At 72.7% G+C, this 12,774-nt stretch carries 12 protein-coding genes; 6 read left to right on the top strand and 6 right to left on the bottom strand.

What is annotated here, in order from left to right; genetic code table 11:
• Nucleotides 1-8 precede the first annotated feature (8 nt).
• Complete coding sequence (locus IAG42_RS05565; protein WP_223205871.1) at nt 9-1,598, top strand: GMC family oxidoreductase; 1,590 nt, start codon at nt 9-11, stop codon at nt 1,596-1,598.
• 20 nt (nt 1,599-1,618) lie between these two features.
• Here the strand turns inward: IAG42_RS05565 and IAG42_RS05560 are convergent, their stop codons facing one another.
• Nucleotides 1,619-2,830, bottom strand: a complete 1,212-nt coding sequence (locus IAG42_RS05560) for a glycoside hydrolase family 64 protein (protein WP_188341205.1) — start codon at nt 2,828-2,830, stop codon at nt 1,619-1,621.
• 269 nt (nt 2,831-3,099) lie between these two features.
• On the opposite strand from IAG42_RS05560, the gene IAG42_RS05555 reads away from it, so the two are divergent.
• Nucleotides 3,100-3,891, top strand: coding sequence for a VOC family protein (locus IAG42_RS05555; protein ID WP_188335895.1), 792 nt, complete (start codon nt 3,100-3,102; stop codon nt 3,889-3,891).
• 69 nt (nt 3,892-3,960) lie between these two features.
• Nucleotides 3,961-4,206 (top strand): WhiB family transcriptional regulator, encoded by a 246-nt coding sequence (locus tag IAG42_RS05550; protein WP_188335894.1) that lies wholly within the window; start codon nt 3,961-3,963, stop codon nt 4,204-4,206.
• 28 nt (nt 4,207-4,234) lie between these two features.
• Here the strand turns inward: IAG42_RS05550 and IAG42_RS05545 are convergent, their stop codons facing one another.
• The 3 genes from IAG42_RS05545 to IAG42_RS05535 all read right to left on the bottom strand — a co-directional run bounded on the left by IAG42_RS05545 (nt 4,235) and on the right by IAG42_RS05535 (nt 7,778).
• Nucleotides 4,235-5,212, bottom strand: a complete 978-nt coding sequence (locus IAG42_RS05545; protein WP_188335893.1) for an acyl-ACP desaturase — start codon at nt 5,210-5,212, stop codon at nt 4,235-4,237.
• A 172-nt stretch (nt 5,213-5,384) separates the two neighbouring features.
• Nucleotides 5,385-7,028: an ABC-F family ATP-binding cassette domain-containing protein gene (locus tag IAG42_RS05540; protein WP_188335892.1), complete on the bottom strand. Its 1,644-nt coding sequence runs from the start codon at nt 7,026-7,028 to the stop codon at nt 5,385-5,387.
• Between the two features lie 336 nt (nt 7,029-7,364).
• Nucleotides 7,365-7,778: a spore wall synthesis regulator SsgD gene (locus IAG42_RS05535; protein ID WP_188335891.1), complete on the bottom strand. Its 414-nt coding sequence runs from the start codon at nt 7,776-7,778 to the stop codon at nt 7,365-7,367.
• A 314-nt stretch (nt 7,779-8,092) separates the two neighbouring features.
• Between IAG42_RS05535 and IAG42_RS05530 the strand changes: the two genes are divergently transcribed.
• Complete coding sequence (locus IAG42_RS05530) at nt 8,093-9,142, top strand: WD40/YVTN/BNR-like repeat-containing protein (RefSeq protein ID WP_188335890.1); 1,050 nt, start codon at nt 8,093-8,095, stop codon at nt 9,140-9,142.
• Between the two features lie 38 nt (nt 9,143-9,180).
• On the opposite strand, the gene IAG42_RS05525 is transcribed toward IAG42_RS05530, so the two are convergent.
• Nucleotides 9,181-9,486 (bottom strand): YciI family protein, encoded by a 306-nt coding sequence (locus tag IAG42_RS05525; protein WP_188335889.1) that lies wholly within the window; start codon nt 9,484-9,486, stop codon nt 9,181-9,183.
• 58 nt (nt 9,487-9,544) lie between these two features.
• Between IAG42_RS05525 and IAG42_RS05520 the strand changes: the two genes are divergently transcribed.
• On the top strand, nt 9,545-10,255 hold the full coding sequence (locus IAG42_RS05520) for an endonuclease V (RefSeq protein WP_188335888.1): 711 nt from the start codon (nt 9,545-9,547) through the stop codon (nt 10,253-10,255).
• Here the strand turns inward: IAG42_RS05520 and IAG42_RS05515 are convergent.
• The gene (locus IAG42_RS05515; RefSeq protein WP_188335887.1) at nt 10,227-11,417 is read right to left on the bottom strand and encodes a saccharopine dehydrogenase family protein; all 1,191 of its coding nucleotides are present in this window, start codon (nt 11,415-11,417) and stop codon (nt 10,227-10,229) included. The two genes, IAG42_RS05520 and IAG42_RS05515, sit on opposite strands and share 29 nt — an antisense overlap.
• Nucleotides 11,418-11,609: 192 nt before the next feature.
• On the opposite strand from IAG42_RS05515, the gene IAG42_RS05510 reads away from it, so the two are divergent.
• A complete protein-coding gene (locus IAG42_RS05510) occupies nt 11,610-12,767 on the top strand; it encodes a CaiB/BaiF CoA transferase family protein (RefSeq protein WP_188335886.1) in 1,158 nt (385 codons plus the stop codon).
• Nucleotides 12,768-12,774: the final 7 nt, after the last annotated feature.

Below are 12,774 nucleotides of genomic sequence, written 5' to 3'. Positions count from 1 at the left end.
GAGCCGAGTTGAGCAAGGACCGTACGTACGACTACGTCATCGTCGGGGCCGGATCCGCGGGCTGCGTGCTCGCCGGGCGGCTCTCGGAGGACCCGGGCGTCCGCGTGGCCCTCGTCGAGTCCGGGCCGCGCGACCGCAAGAGCGAGATCAGGATCCCGGCCGCGTTCCCCAAACTCTTCAAGACGGCGTACGACTGGGACTACGCGACCTGCGAACAGCCCGGCCTCGACGAACGGGAGCTGTTCTGGCCGCGCGGCCACACACTCGGCGGCTCGTCGTCCATCAACGCCATGATGTGGGTGCGCGGACACCGCGACGACTACGACGCCTGGGGCGAGGCCGCGGGGGAGGAGTGGGGGCACGACCGGCTCGTCCCCTACTTCCGGCGCGCCGAACGCTGGCACGGCGCCCCGGGCGAGGACTCCGCGCACGGACGGCTCGGCCCCCTGCACATCTCCCCGCCGCGCGACCCGAACCCGACCACCGCGGCCTTCCTCGACGCCTGCCGCGCCCAAGGGCTCAAGGAACTGGGGGAGTTGAACGAGCCCGACCACTCCGGGTTCGCCCTCACCCCGCTCAACCAGTACAAGGGCCGCCGCTGGAGCGCGGCCGACGGCTACCTGAAGCCCGCCGCGCGCCGCCCCAACCTCGACATCCTCACCGACGCCCGGGTCACCCGCATCGACTTCGACGGCACCCGAGCCGCCGGGGTCGCCGCCGAGGGCGTCCCCGGTGTCCTGCGCGCCGGCCGCGAGGTGATCCTCGCGGCCGGCGCCATCGGATCCCCGCACCTGCTCCAGCAGGCCGGCATCGGCGACCCCGAGGACCTCGCCGCCGCCGGCATCGAGACCCGGGTCGCGTCCCCGGACGTCGGCCGCCACCTCCAGGACCACCTCTCCTACGCGGTGACCGTCCGCACCCCGCACCCCGTCTCACTGACCGGCGCCGACACCCCCGCGAACATCGCCCGCTTCCTGCTGCGCGGCCGCGGCCCGCTCACCTCGAACGTCGGCGAGGCCGTCGCGTTCGTCGCGACCCGGCCCGAACTCGCCGCGCCCGACATCGAGTTGATCTACGCACCGGTGCCGTTCATCGGGCACGGGCTCACCCCGCCGACCGAGCACGGCCTCACCGTCGGCGTCGTCCTGCTCCAGCCGCGCAGCTCCGGCCGCATCACCCCGACCGGCGCGGGCTCCGGGGCCGCGCCCCGCATCGACCCCGGCTACCTCACCGACGAGGAGGACCTGCGCACCCTGATCGCCGGGGTCCGGCGCGCCGAGGAACTGTTCGACGACCCCGCCCTGCGCCCGCTGCGCTCGGCCCCCATGGGCGGCTACCCGGGCGTCGTGGACGACGCGGCGCTCGCCGCCGCGATCCGGGCCGGCGCCGAGACGCTCTACCACCCGGTCGGCACCTGCCGGATGGGCGCCGACCCGGACGCGGTGACCGATCCGCGGCTGCGGGTGCGCGGGGTGGAGGCACTGCGGGTCGTCGACGCCTCCGTCATGCCGCGCATCACGCGCGGCCACACCCACGCCCCGACGGTCGCCCTCGCGGAGCGCGCGGTGGAACTGATCCGCGAGGACGCCCGCGCCTGACCGATCTTTGCGGACACGCCCTATGAGCCGACGCTCACCGTGAACCGGCGCGGGTTGCCGTCGTGGGCCGCGCCGGACACGTCCGGCTGCCCGTCGGGCCGGACGTCGTCGTACGGGAAGGCGTACCCGATGGGCGAGTTGGCGTGCACGACCCGCGCCCAGTGGTTCGTGGTCGCGTCCTTGTAGTAGTCGCCGGACGTCGTGCCGTTCGGCTGCTCGGGGTGGGTGAGCATGATGCTGCGGTTGAACCCGGCGGCGAGCCGGGCCAGCAGGCCCTTCTTGTCGTCGGGGTCGGCCGGGTTGTTGGCGAACGGCCCGTGGTTGCAGGTGAAGACGTCCTTCGACGTGGGCTTGGCGAAGGTGTGCGCGCCGTCGAAGGTGAGCGTGTCACCGGTGACCCGGCCGGTGAACACGCCCCGCCCGCCCTGGAGGTCGATCTTCAGGTCGGTGCCGCGGTACTTCTCCCAGACCCGGTCGATGTACCCGTTCCACACGTCGCGGAAGGGCATCTCGTCGGGCCGGTCGAAGTAGGGCGCCATCAGGTTCTGCGGGGAGATCACGCGCAGCACCTTCCCGTCGCCGCCACGGATGACGAGCCGGTCCCAGGGCTGACCGTCCGTCCCGGCCTGCGCGGTGAGGTCGGCCGCGATCCTCTCGACGGCGCCGTCCGGCAGCGGGGCGACCGTGTGCGTGGCGTCGCCCTCCAGGGTCAGCCCGATGGGCAGGGCGGTGACCAGGTCGACGTAGCTGATGTTCGCGTACAGCTGGTCGGAGTTGAAGGTGAACTCGCAGAACGACCAGGTCTTCCCGTAGTTCGGGTCCGTGGGCGTCGCGAACGCGGGCTCGACGAGACCGGGGCCCGGGTTGATGAAGAAGTCGAGGGTGTCGTCACGGACGAAGTAGACGCGGGCGCCGTACATCTGAGGCAGCGTCACCACCTTGGGCGCGGAACCCGCTGCGCCCAGCGGGATCGCGCAGTCCACGGGCAGTGGGGTCTGCGGGGCGCCCGGCGACTCGGGCCGGTAGACACCGCCGTCGGCGCGCAGCAGCACCCAGTTGCCGGTGGACTGCTCGTGGCCGGTGACGTACGCGCGCACCGTGCCGCTCAACGACTTGTTCTCCAGGGCCAGTTCACAGGTCGCGGGCGCGGCGGCCGCTCCCGCCGTCCACGAGGGGACGGCGAGGGACACGGCGGCCGTCGCGGCGGTCGCACCGGCACCGGCGAGAAACATCCTGCGGGACATCCGGGGTATCACGGTCGGCACTCCTGACACGTGGGGGGTGTGGGGGAGGCCCACTGTGGCGAGCGGGACCGTGGCCGTCAAGACTTGCGGCAGGGAGCGCTCCCATCTTTTGTTTCTGTTCAAGAAGTGAATGCGTGGCGCAGGATCTGCTTTGGTCCGTACCTGTGCTGGTCAGCGTGGTGCGACGGCGATCCCGGGCGGTCGGTGGAAGACTCGGCCGTACATCCCGCGCATCCCTCGACGAGGAGGGCTTGACCATGATCACGACGGACTACACGGACGGCGCGCCGAACTGGATGGACCTCGGCACCCCCGACCTGGACGGTGCCGTCTCCTTCTACGGGGGCCTGTTCGGCTGGAGCTTCCAGCCGGGCCCGCCCGAGACCGGCGGATACGGACTCTTCCAGCTCGGCGGACGCACGACGGCCGGCGCGATGACCGTCACCCCGGAGCAGGGGCAGCCCGCCTGGAGCGTCTACTTCCAGAGCGCCGACGCCGACGCCACCGCCGCGGCGGCCGAGAAGGCGGGCGGCGCGGTGCTCTTCCAGCCGATGGACGTCATGGACCTGGGCCGCATGGCGATCCTCGCCGACCCGGCCGGCGCCTCCTTCGGCATCTGGCAGCCCGGGACCAACAAGGGCCTGGAGCATGTCACCGAGGACGGCGGCCTGAACTGGGTGGAGCTCTACACGCCCGACGTGGCCGCGGCGAAGGCCTTCTACGGCACGGTCCTCGGGTGGGGCGCCTTCGACGTGCAGTTCCCCGGCGGCACGTACACGACGGTCAACCCGGCGGGCACCGACGAGAACGGCATGTTCGGCGGGATGGTGCCGCTCCAGGCGGACCCGGTGGAGGCGCCCGACGGGGCGCACTGGACGCCGTACGTCCATGTGCCGGACGTCGACGCGGTCGCCGACCGGACCCAGGAGCTGGGCGGTACGGTACGCCTGGCGCCCGTCAGCCTCCCCGGCGTGGGCCGCATCGCCAAGCTCGCCGACCCCTACGGTGCGGGCTTCGCGGTCATCAAGGGCGACCCCGACCAGCAGTGACGAGCGCGCGGCGCGGGCGTTGATCATTCGTTGATCGAACGTTTCGCGCCGCGCGGCAGCATGACCGGCATGCACGCGAACACGACCCTCACGCCTGCCGGCCCCACCTGGCGGGACCAGGCCCTGTGCGCCCAGACCGGCGGGGACTTCTTCTTTCCCGAACCCGGAAGCTCGGTCCGCGAGGCCAAGATGATCTGCCGGATGTGCGAGATCAGGCCGGCCTGCCTCGAGTACGCCCTGAAGCACGACGAACGCTTCGGCGTCTGGGGCGGACTGTCCGAGAAGGAGCGCCACGAGATCAGGCGCTCCTCCTAGGGCTCCTGGAGCCCGTGCGCCGGTCGGCTCACTTGGCGGCGGCGCGCGCCGCCATCCGGGCCTTGCGGGCGGCCAGCTTCTCGTCGAACTTGGCGGCCTCGGAGTCCAGGCCGTTCATGAACAGACCCAGCTCCTCCTGCGCCTTGAGACCCTCCGGGCCCAGGCCGTCGATCTCCATGATCTTCAGGAAGCGGAGCACGGGCTGCAGCACGTCGTCGTGGTGGATGCGCAGGTTGTAGACCTCGCCGATGGCCATCTGCGCGGCGGCGCGCTCGAAGCCGGGGATGCCGTGGCCGGGCATGCGGAAGTCGACGACCACGTCCCGCACGGCCTGCATGGTCAGGTCGGGGGCGAGCTCGAAGGCGGCCTTCAGCAGGTTCCGGTAGAAGACCATGTGCAGGTTCTCGTCGGTCGCGATCCGGGACAGCATCCGGTCGCAGACCGGGTCGCCGGACTGGTGGCCCGTGTTGCGGTGCGAGATGCGGGTGGCGAGCTCCTGGAAGGCCACGTACGCGACCGAGTGCAGCATCGAGTGGCGGTTGTCCGACTCGAAGCCCTCGCTCATGTGCGACATGCGGAACGCCTCGAGCTTGTCCGGGTCCACGGCGCGCGAGGCGAGCAGGTAGTCGCGCATCACGATGCCGTGCCGGCCCTCCTCCGCCGTCCAGCGGTGCACCCACGTGCCCCAGGCGCCGTCACGGCCGAAGAGCGAGGCGATCTCGTGGTGGTAACTGGGGAGGTTGTCCTCGGTGAGGAGGTTCACCACGAGGGCCGTGCGGCCGATCTCGGTGACCTTGGACTGCTCCTTGTCCCAGGCCTCGCCGTCCTCGAACAGGCCCGGGAAGTTCCGCGCGTCCGACCAGGGCACGTACTCGTGCGGCATCCAGTCCTTGGCGACCTTCAGGTGCCGGTTGAGCTCCTTCTCGACCACTTCCTCCAGGGCGTACAGCAGCCGGGCGTCGGTCCAGCTGGTCGACGAACCGAGGCGGGGGGAGATGACAGTCACGAAGGGCTCCTGGGGACGGAGATACAGCGGGCGGAACGAGCGGATCTACCTACGGTGTCGTAGGTTACGTTCCCGTAGGTTAAGCGCTCGGTAAAGAGCCGTCCCCACCCCAGGAGCCCGAGCGGCCGGACTGAGAGGCAAGTCACACCTCCCCTGTCGGCCGCTCTTCATGTCAGGCGGCGCGCACCCCCTCGCGGGTCGTGTCCCTCAGGCGGCCGTCGAGCAGCAGCCAGCGCGTGATGCCGATCGACTCCAGGAACGGCAGATCGTGACTGGCCACGATCAGGCTCCCCTCGTACGACTCCAGGGCCGAGGTCAGCTGTCGGACGCTGGCCATGTCCAGGTTGTTGGTCGGCTCGTCCAGCATGAGGAGCTGCGGGGCGGGCTCGGCCAGCATCAACGCGGCCAGCGTCGCCCGGAAGCGCTCGCCGCCCGACAGGGTGCCCGCGAGCTGGTCCGCCTTCGCCCCCTTGAACAGGAAGCGGGCGAGCCGCGCCCGGATCCGGTTCACCGTGGCGTCCGGCGCGAACCGGGCCACGTTCTCCGCGACGCTCGCCTCCTCGTCCAGCACGTCGAGCCGCTGGGGCAGGAAACGCAGCGGCACATGCGCCGTCGCCTCTCCTTCGAGCGCGGCCAGCTCGCCGGCGATCGTTCGCAGCAGCGTGGTCTTGCCCGCGCCGTTGCGTCCCACCAGCGCGATCCGTTCCGGGCCGCGCAGCTCGAACTCGCCGTCCACGCGCGCCCCGTACGCGAGCCTCAGCTCACGCAGCGTGAGCACCTGCCGGCCCGGCGGCACCGCCGTGAACGGCAGGTCGACGCGAATCTCGTCGTCGTCGCGGACCGCTTCCACGGCTTCGTCGAGGCGTTCCTTGGCCTCGGCGAGTTTCTCCTCGTGCATGATGCGGTGCTTGCCGGCGGCGACCTGGGCCTGCCGCTTGCGTTCGCCCATGACGACCTTGGGCTCGCGCTTGGTGTCCCACATCTTCTGGCCGTACCGCTTGCGGCGGGCCAGTTTCACGTGGGCGTCGGCCAGTTCGCGCTTCTGCTTCTTCAGGTCGGACTCGGCGACGCGCACCATGCGTTCGGCCGCCTCCTGTTCGGCGGCGAGGGCCTCCTCGTAGGCGGAGAAGTTCCCGCCGTACCAGGTGACCTCGCCGCCGCGCAGATCGGCGATCTGGTCGACGCGGTCGAGGAGTTCACGGTCGTGACTGACCACGACGAGGACGCCGGACCAGCCGTCGACGGCCGCGTAGAGCCGGCGGCGGGCGTACAGGTCCAGGTTGTTCGTCGGCTCGTCGAGCAGCAGGACGTCCGGGCGGCGCAGGAGCAGCGCGGCGAGCCGCAGCAGCACCGATTCGCCGCCGGAGACCTCGCCGACGGTGCGGTCAAGGTCGATGCGGTCGAGCCCGAGCTGGGAGAGGGTCGCCGCCGCGTGCTCCTCGACGTCCCAGTCGTCGCCGACCGCCGTGAAGTGCTCCTCGCTCGGGTCGCCGGCCTCGATCGCGTGCAGCGCGGCGCGGGTGGCGGCGATGCCGAGCACCTCGTCGACGCGCCGCCCGGTGTCGAGCGTGACGTTCTGCGGCAGGTAGCCGACCTCGCCGGCGACCCGCACGGTGCCCTCCGAGGGCGTGAGCTCGCCGGCGATCAGCTTCAACAGGGTCGATTTCCCGGACCCGTTGACACCGATCAGGCCGGTGCGTCCGGGGCCGAAGGCGACCTGGAGTCCGTCCAGGACGGGGGTGCCGTCCGGCCAGGCGTAGGAAAGGGCGGTGCAGGCGATCGACGCGGGGGCGGAGCCGTGCGAATGGGGGGACATGGACATACGGGCCTCGCGGGTGCTCGGAACGAACGGTGGACATGCGAAGCGTTCGAGACACCGCGGGCGAAAGGCCCACAAAAAGGGCCTGTTGTGGTGGACAGGACGGACGGCTCGGATCGCCGAGGTCTCGCACGACGACATGCCGCACGGCAGCCGTACGCCCGGAAGTGCGGGGTACGCGTGCACTGCGTGACATGCGCGGTGTCTCAGGACCTCAGACGAGCAACGTCCTTCTCCGATCGACGGCAACAGAACCGCTGTACAACGTAGGACCCGCCTTCGGGCCCGTCAACGGAATTACGCGGGGCGGCCGGGGGTCCGCGGGGCGGAGACTCAGGCGTCGCGGAGCAGCTCCGCCAGGTCGCCGTCGACGTCCAGGAAGGCCGACTCCTCGCCGACCGGCACCAGCGCGTCCGTGTCCCCGAGGAAGCGCCGCAGCTCACCGGTGCGGATGTGGACGATCGCCGTGCCCTCCACCGCGTGGAACTCCAGCTCCGTGCGGTCGTAGCCGTAGGGGCGCACCCGCACGTCACCGGCGCCCACCGCGTCCACGACTCCCGCCGCGAGCAGCTCGCGCGAGAACGTCCAGCAGACCTCGACACCCTCCAGCGTCGCCGACGCCGGGAACGACATGCGCACGGCGAACGGGTCGTGGAGGTCGTAGTGCAGGGTCGCGGGGATGCTCGCCATGCGCGGCGCGGCGGCGACGAGACGGGCCTCAACGGCTTGCTCGATGACGAAGGACAACGCCTGCTCCCTTGTGAAGGCTGGACGGAGGCCGGCCACGCTCGGACGGCCTCACTGGAATAGACGGCGGAACGGACCGATCCGTGCACAGGAACTCGGACGAAAAACGAGTGACCTCGGTCACCGGTTTCATGTCGCCCGCGTACCGGCTGATTCTCCTGAGGCCCTGGAGGCCCTCTGGACGCCACCGAGGTGCTGCACTAGCTTCGCGCGCCATGGGGAGATCGAGGGCAACGAGAGTACTGAGGTTCCTGCGCACCGGGGAGAGGGCGCGCGCACGGAGCGGGGGAACGAGGGGAACGAAGGGGGCCGCGGTGCTCGCGGCGGCCGTCCTCGGCGCCGTCGCGCTCGGCGCGGCCCCGGCCCCCGCGTCGAGCGGCGCGCCGGGCGAGCCCGGCGCCTGGCGGCTCACGGACACCGGCACCGACGCCCGCTTCCGCGGCCTCGCCGCCGTGAACCGCTCCACCGCCTGGGTCGCCGGCTCGCGCGGCACCGTGCTGCGCACCACTGACGGCGGATCCCACTGGCGGAACGTCTCGCCGCCCGGCGCGAGCGGCCTCGAACTGCGCGACATCGAGGCCTTCGACGCGCGCCGAGCCGTGGCCCTGGCCATCGGGGAGGGCGAGGACTCCCGGATCTTCCGCACCGACGACGGCGGCGCGACCTGGACGGAGTCCTTCCGCAACCCGGACCCGAAGGCCTTCTACGACTGCGTCACCTTCTTCGACCACCGCAACGGGCTGGCCATGAGCGACCCCGTCGACGGCAAGTACCGCATCCTGGCGACCGGGGACGGCGGCCGTTCCTGGAAGGTGCTGCCCAGCGCCGGGATGCCGGCCGCGCAGCCGGGGGAGGCGGGCTTCGCCGCGTCCGGGCAGTGCCTCGTGTCGGCCGGCCGCTCCGACGTGTGGCTCGCGACCGGCGGCGGCGCGACCGCCCGCGTCCTGCACTCCGGCGACCGCGGCCTGACCTGGACCGCCCACGAGACGCCGGTCCCGGCGGGCGACCCGGCCCGCGGTGTCTTCGGGCTCGCCTTCCGCGACCGCGCCCACGGCATCGCCGTCGGCGGCGACTACCGCGCCGACCAGGCCTCCCCGCGGGCCGCCGCGGTCACCGGGGACGCGGGCCGCACCTGGAACCCGTCGGACCGGCCGCCGCCCGCCTACCGCTCCGGAGTCGCCTGGCTTCCGCACAGCCGCGCCGCGGCCCTCGCGGTCGGCCCGACCGGCACCGACCTCACGACCGACGGCGGCCGCACCTGGCGCACCGTCGACACGGGCTCGTACGACACGGTGGACTGCACCCGCGACGGCGCGTGCTGGGCATCGGGCGAGAAGGGCCGGGTGGCCCGCTCGGGCCGGTAGCCGCCGGTAGCCGTATGTGAGCGCGGTACCGGGTGCGGCTACGCGTCGGCGGGCAACTCGTCGCGGTGGTCCGCCAGTTCGGGAGACGTCTTCGTCGCGTAGAACTCCGTCACCCGGTACGCGCACACGCCGCCGGTCACGAACGGGTCGGTCCGGGTGAGCGACTCGATCGCCTCGCGGTCCGATCCGGTGGCCAGGATGACGCCGCCGTCGCGCGGGTTCTTGCGGCCCGACGCGAGGAAGGTGCCGGCCGCGTACTGCGCGTCCAGCCACTCGACGTGGGCGGGCAGCAACGCGTCGACGCGGTCGGCCGGTTGGGTGTACGTCAATTCGAGAACGAACATGATCGCCACCCTACTGCCGCCGCGCGGGGCCGGTCGTCCGGCTGTCTAAGGTGAGGACATGCGGACGATCACGGGGATCCCTGAGGGCTGGCCGGAGGACGAGGCGGCGGCGCTGGCCGTGCAGGACGCGCTGCGCGGACGCGTCGTGCGCGACGAGACCGGGCCCGCGCCCGGCACCGGCACGGTCACCGGGATCGACGTCGCCTACGACGACGAGCGCGGCGTCGTGGCGGCCGCCGCCGTCGTGCTGGACGCGGCGACGCTCGACGTCGTCGAGGAGGCGACGGCCGTCGGACGCGTCGCCTTCCCCTACGTGCCGGGCCTGTTGGCGTTCCGCGAGATCCCGGCCGTCCTCGGCGCCCTGGAGGCGCTGGACGCCGCCCCCGGCCTCGTGGTGTGCGACGGCTACGGGCTCGCCCACCCGCGCCGCTTCGGGCTCGCCAGCCACCTCGGCGTGCTCACCGGGCTGCCCACGGTGGGCGTCGCCAAGAAGCCGTTCGTGTTCGCGCACGGCGAGGTCGGCCCGGAGCGGGGCGCCGCGGCCGCGCTCCTCGACGGCGCCGACGAGGTCGGCCGCGCCCTGCGGACCCGGGCCGGCGTCAAACCGGTCTACGTGTCCGTCGGGCACCGCGTGACGCTGGACAACGCCTGCGCCCATGTCCTCGCGCTGACCCCGCAGTTCCGGATCCCGGAGACGACCCGCAGGGCGGACCGGCTGTGCCGGGACGCCCTGCTCGACGTCACCGCCGGGTGGCGACCCGGAACGTGAGCCCGGCCTCCTGGAGCCGCTCCAGGAGGGCGTCGCCCATGGCCTGAACAGTCGTCACCTGCCCCGCCGTCGCGGGCAGTTCGTCCAGAGCCAGGCACATCGCCGACTCGGCCAGCATCTTCGCCGTCTCGCCGTAGCCCGGGTCGCCGCCCGACACCTCGGTGAACACGCGCTGCCCGCCGCCCTCGCCGACGAACCGCACCGAGAACCAGCTCTTCGCGCGGCGCGCCTCGCCCGGCCCGTCCCCGGGTCGCAGCCGCCCGCCCAGCCAGCGCCGCGCGGGCGGCACCTGGGCCGCCGCGAACACCGCGCTCACCGCGGCGACCCCGCCGACCGCGACGGGCAGCGACTTCACGGCGGCGTAGTGCCGGTAGCGGAAGTCGGGTCCGTACCGCTCCAGGGCGCGCGCCGAACGCTGCACCACCTGCGGGTCGATCGTCGGCAGCGGCACCGCCCAGGCGCCGACCTCGGGCGCGTACCGCGGGGCGCCCGTCGGCGCGTACGCGGTACGGCCCACCAGGCGGGGCTGGTGCCGGCGCCGGTCCTGGTGCGCGGCGAGCATCTGCCGGGCCCGCGCGAACTGGTTCAGCGCGGAGGCGAACGTGCCGCCCGAGAACTGGGCGTTGGAGCGCACGAACCCGTCGACGCGCAGCGGCACGCCCTCGGGCAGCTGCCGGACCGTGAAGTACGCGCCCAGGTCGTGCGGGACCGAGTCGAAGCCGCAGCTGTGCACCAGGCGGGCGCCCGTCTCGCGCGCGCGGGCGTCGTGCCGCACGTACATGAGGTCGACGAACTCCGGCTCGCCCGTGAGGTCCACGTAGTCGGTACCCGCGTCCGCGCACGCGGCGACGAGTCCCTCGCCGTACTCCAGGTACGGGCCGACGGTCGAGGCGACCACGCGCGTGCGGGAGGCGAGTTCGCGCAGGGACGCCGGGTCGGCGGAGTCCGCGCGCTCCAGCGGGAGCACCGCGCACGCCGGGTCGATCCCGGTGAGGCGCTCGCGCAGCCGCTCCAGCTTCGCGGTGTCGCGGCCGGCGATCGCCCAGCGCAGGCCCTCCGGGGCGTGCGCGGCGAGGTACTCGGCGGTGAGCACCCCGACGAAGCCCGTGGCCCCGAACAGCACCACGTCGTACGTCCTGGCCGGTTCTTCAGGCCTGTTCATGACACCCCTTGTCCCGCGTCCGCGCCGTTGTCGGTGGCCGAGGCTAGCGCGCGGCGCGCACAAGCTTTCCCTTAGGTCCCCGGGAAAATGTCTAAGCGCTTGCTCTTGGGGGCTTGTGCCCGGCCGGGCTCGTTCATAGCATCACTGGTGTTACATCAGTTGTGTCACAAGCGAGCCCAGGGGCGTGGCGGAATGACAGTGACAGGCGGACAGCCCGAAGACGGCGGGAACGGACCGCTCGCCGGTGTGCGGGTGGTCGAGCTCGCCGGGATCGGGCCGGGCCCCTTCGCGGCGATGCTCCTCGCCGACCTGGGCGCCGACGTGGTCCGCGTCGACCGCCCCGGCGGCGGAGGCCTCGCGATCGACCCCGCCTTCGACATCACGAACCGCAACAAGCGCTCCGTGGTCGTCGACCTGAAGGCGCCGGACGGCGCCGACCGCGTCCTGGACCTCGTCGAGCGCGCCGACGTCCTGATCGAGGGCTACCGGCCCGGCGTCGCCGAGCGCCTCGGCGTGGGCCCCGACGCCTGCCACGCCCGCAATCCGCGCCTCGTCTACGGCCGCATGACCGGCTGGGGCCAGGACGGCCCCCTCGCCCAGCGCGCCGGGCACGACATCGCCTACATCGCCCTGACCGGCACCCTCGGCATGATCGGCGAGCCCGACAAGGCCCCGACCGTGCCCGCCAACCTGGTCGGCGACTACGCGGGCGGCTCCCTCTACCTGGTCGTAGGCATCCTCGCCGCGCTGCACCACGCGCGCGCGGGCGGGCCCGGCCAGGTCGTCGACGCCGCCATCGTCGACGGGACGTCCCACCTCTCCTCCATGATCCACGGCATGCTCGCCGCCGGCGGCTGGCAGGACCGCCGCGGCAGCAACCTCCTCGACGGCGGCTGCCCCTTCTACGGCACCTACGAGACCGCCGACGGCCAGTACATGGCGGTCGGCGCCCTGGAGCAGCAGTTCTACGACGAGTTCATGCGGCTCATGGACCTCGACGGGACGGCGCCCGCCCGCAAGGACATCGCCCGCTGGGGCGAACTGCACGACGCGGTCGCCGCGCGGTTCAAGGAGCGGACCCGCGAGGAGTGGACCGCCGTCTTCGAGGACTCCGACGCCTGCGTGGCGCCCGTGCTCTCCCTGCGCGAGGCCCCCTCCCACCCGCACCTCGCCGCCCGCGCCACCTTCGTCGAGCACGGCGGCATCACCCAGCCGGCCCCCGCGCCGCGCTTCTCCCGCACCCCCACCGGCATCCGCTCGGGCCCCGCCCGGCCGGGCGCCGGCACCGCCGACGTGGCCCGCGACTGGGGCGTACCGGCACTGGACCAGACGACAACGGAAGGCAGTTGAGAACCGG

Origin of the sequence: Streptomyces xanthii (genome assembly GCF_014621695.1) — a bacterium.
GTDB classification, from domain to species: Bacteria; Actinomycetota; Actinomycetes; order Streptomycetales; family Streptomycetaceae; genus Streptomyces; species Streptomyces xanthii.
The sequence above is the reverse complement of the archived record's forward strand: the minus strand, read 5'-3'. Positions and strand labels throughout refer to the sequence as shown.

What these genes read in the sequence shown, in the direction of transcription:
- IAG42_RS05520 (WP_188335888.1), top strand. Translation starts at nt 9,545, where the DNA reads ATGCGGACGATCACGGGGATCCCTGAGGGCTGGCCGGAGGACGAGGCG.
- IAG42_RS05525 (WP_188335889.1), bottom strand. Translation starts at nt 9,486, where the DNA reads ATGTTCGTTCTCGAATTGACGTACACCCAACCGGCCGACCGCGTCGAC.
- IAG42_RS05550 (WP_188335894.1), top strand. Translation starts at nt 3,961, where the DNA reads ATGCACGCGAACACGACCCTCACGCCTGCCGGCCCCACCTGGCGGGAC.
- IAG42_RS05555 (WP_188335895.1), top strand. Translation starts at nt 3,100, where the DNA reads ATGATCACGACGGACTACACGGACGGCGCGCCGAACTGGATGGACCTC.
- IAG42_RS05560 (WP_188341205.1), bottom strand. Translation starts at nt 2,830, where the DNA reads ATGTTTCTCGCCGGTGCCGGTGCGACCGCCGCGACGGCCGCCGTGTCC.
- IAG42_RS05510 (WP_188335886.1), top strand. Translation starts at nt 11,610, where the DNA reads ATGACAGTGACAGGCGGACAGCCCGAAGACGGCGGGAACGGACCGCTC.
- IAG42_RS05540 (WP_188335892.1), bottom strand. Translation starts at nt 7,028, where the DNA reads ATGTCCCCCCATTCGCACGGCTCCGCCCCCGCGTCGATCGCCTGCACC.
- IAG42_RS05515 (WP_188335887.1), bottom strand. Translation starts at nt 11,417, where the DNA reads ATGAACAGGCCTGAAGAACCGGCCAGGACGTACGACGTGGTGCTGTTC.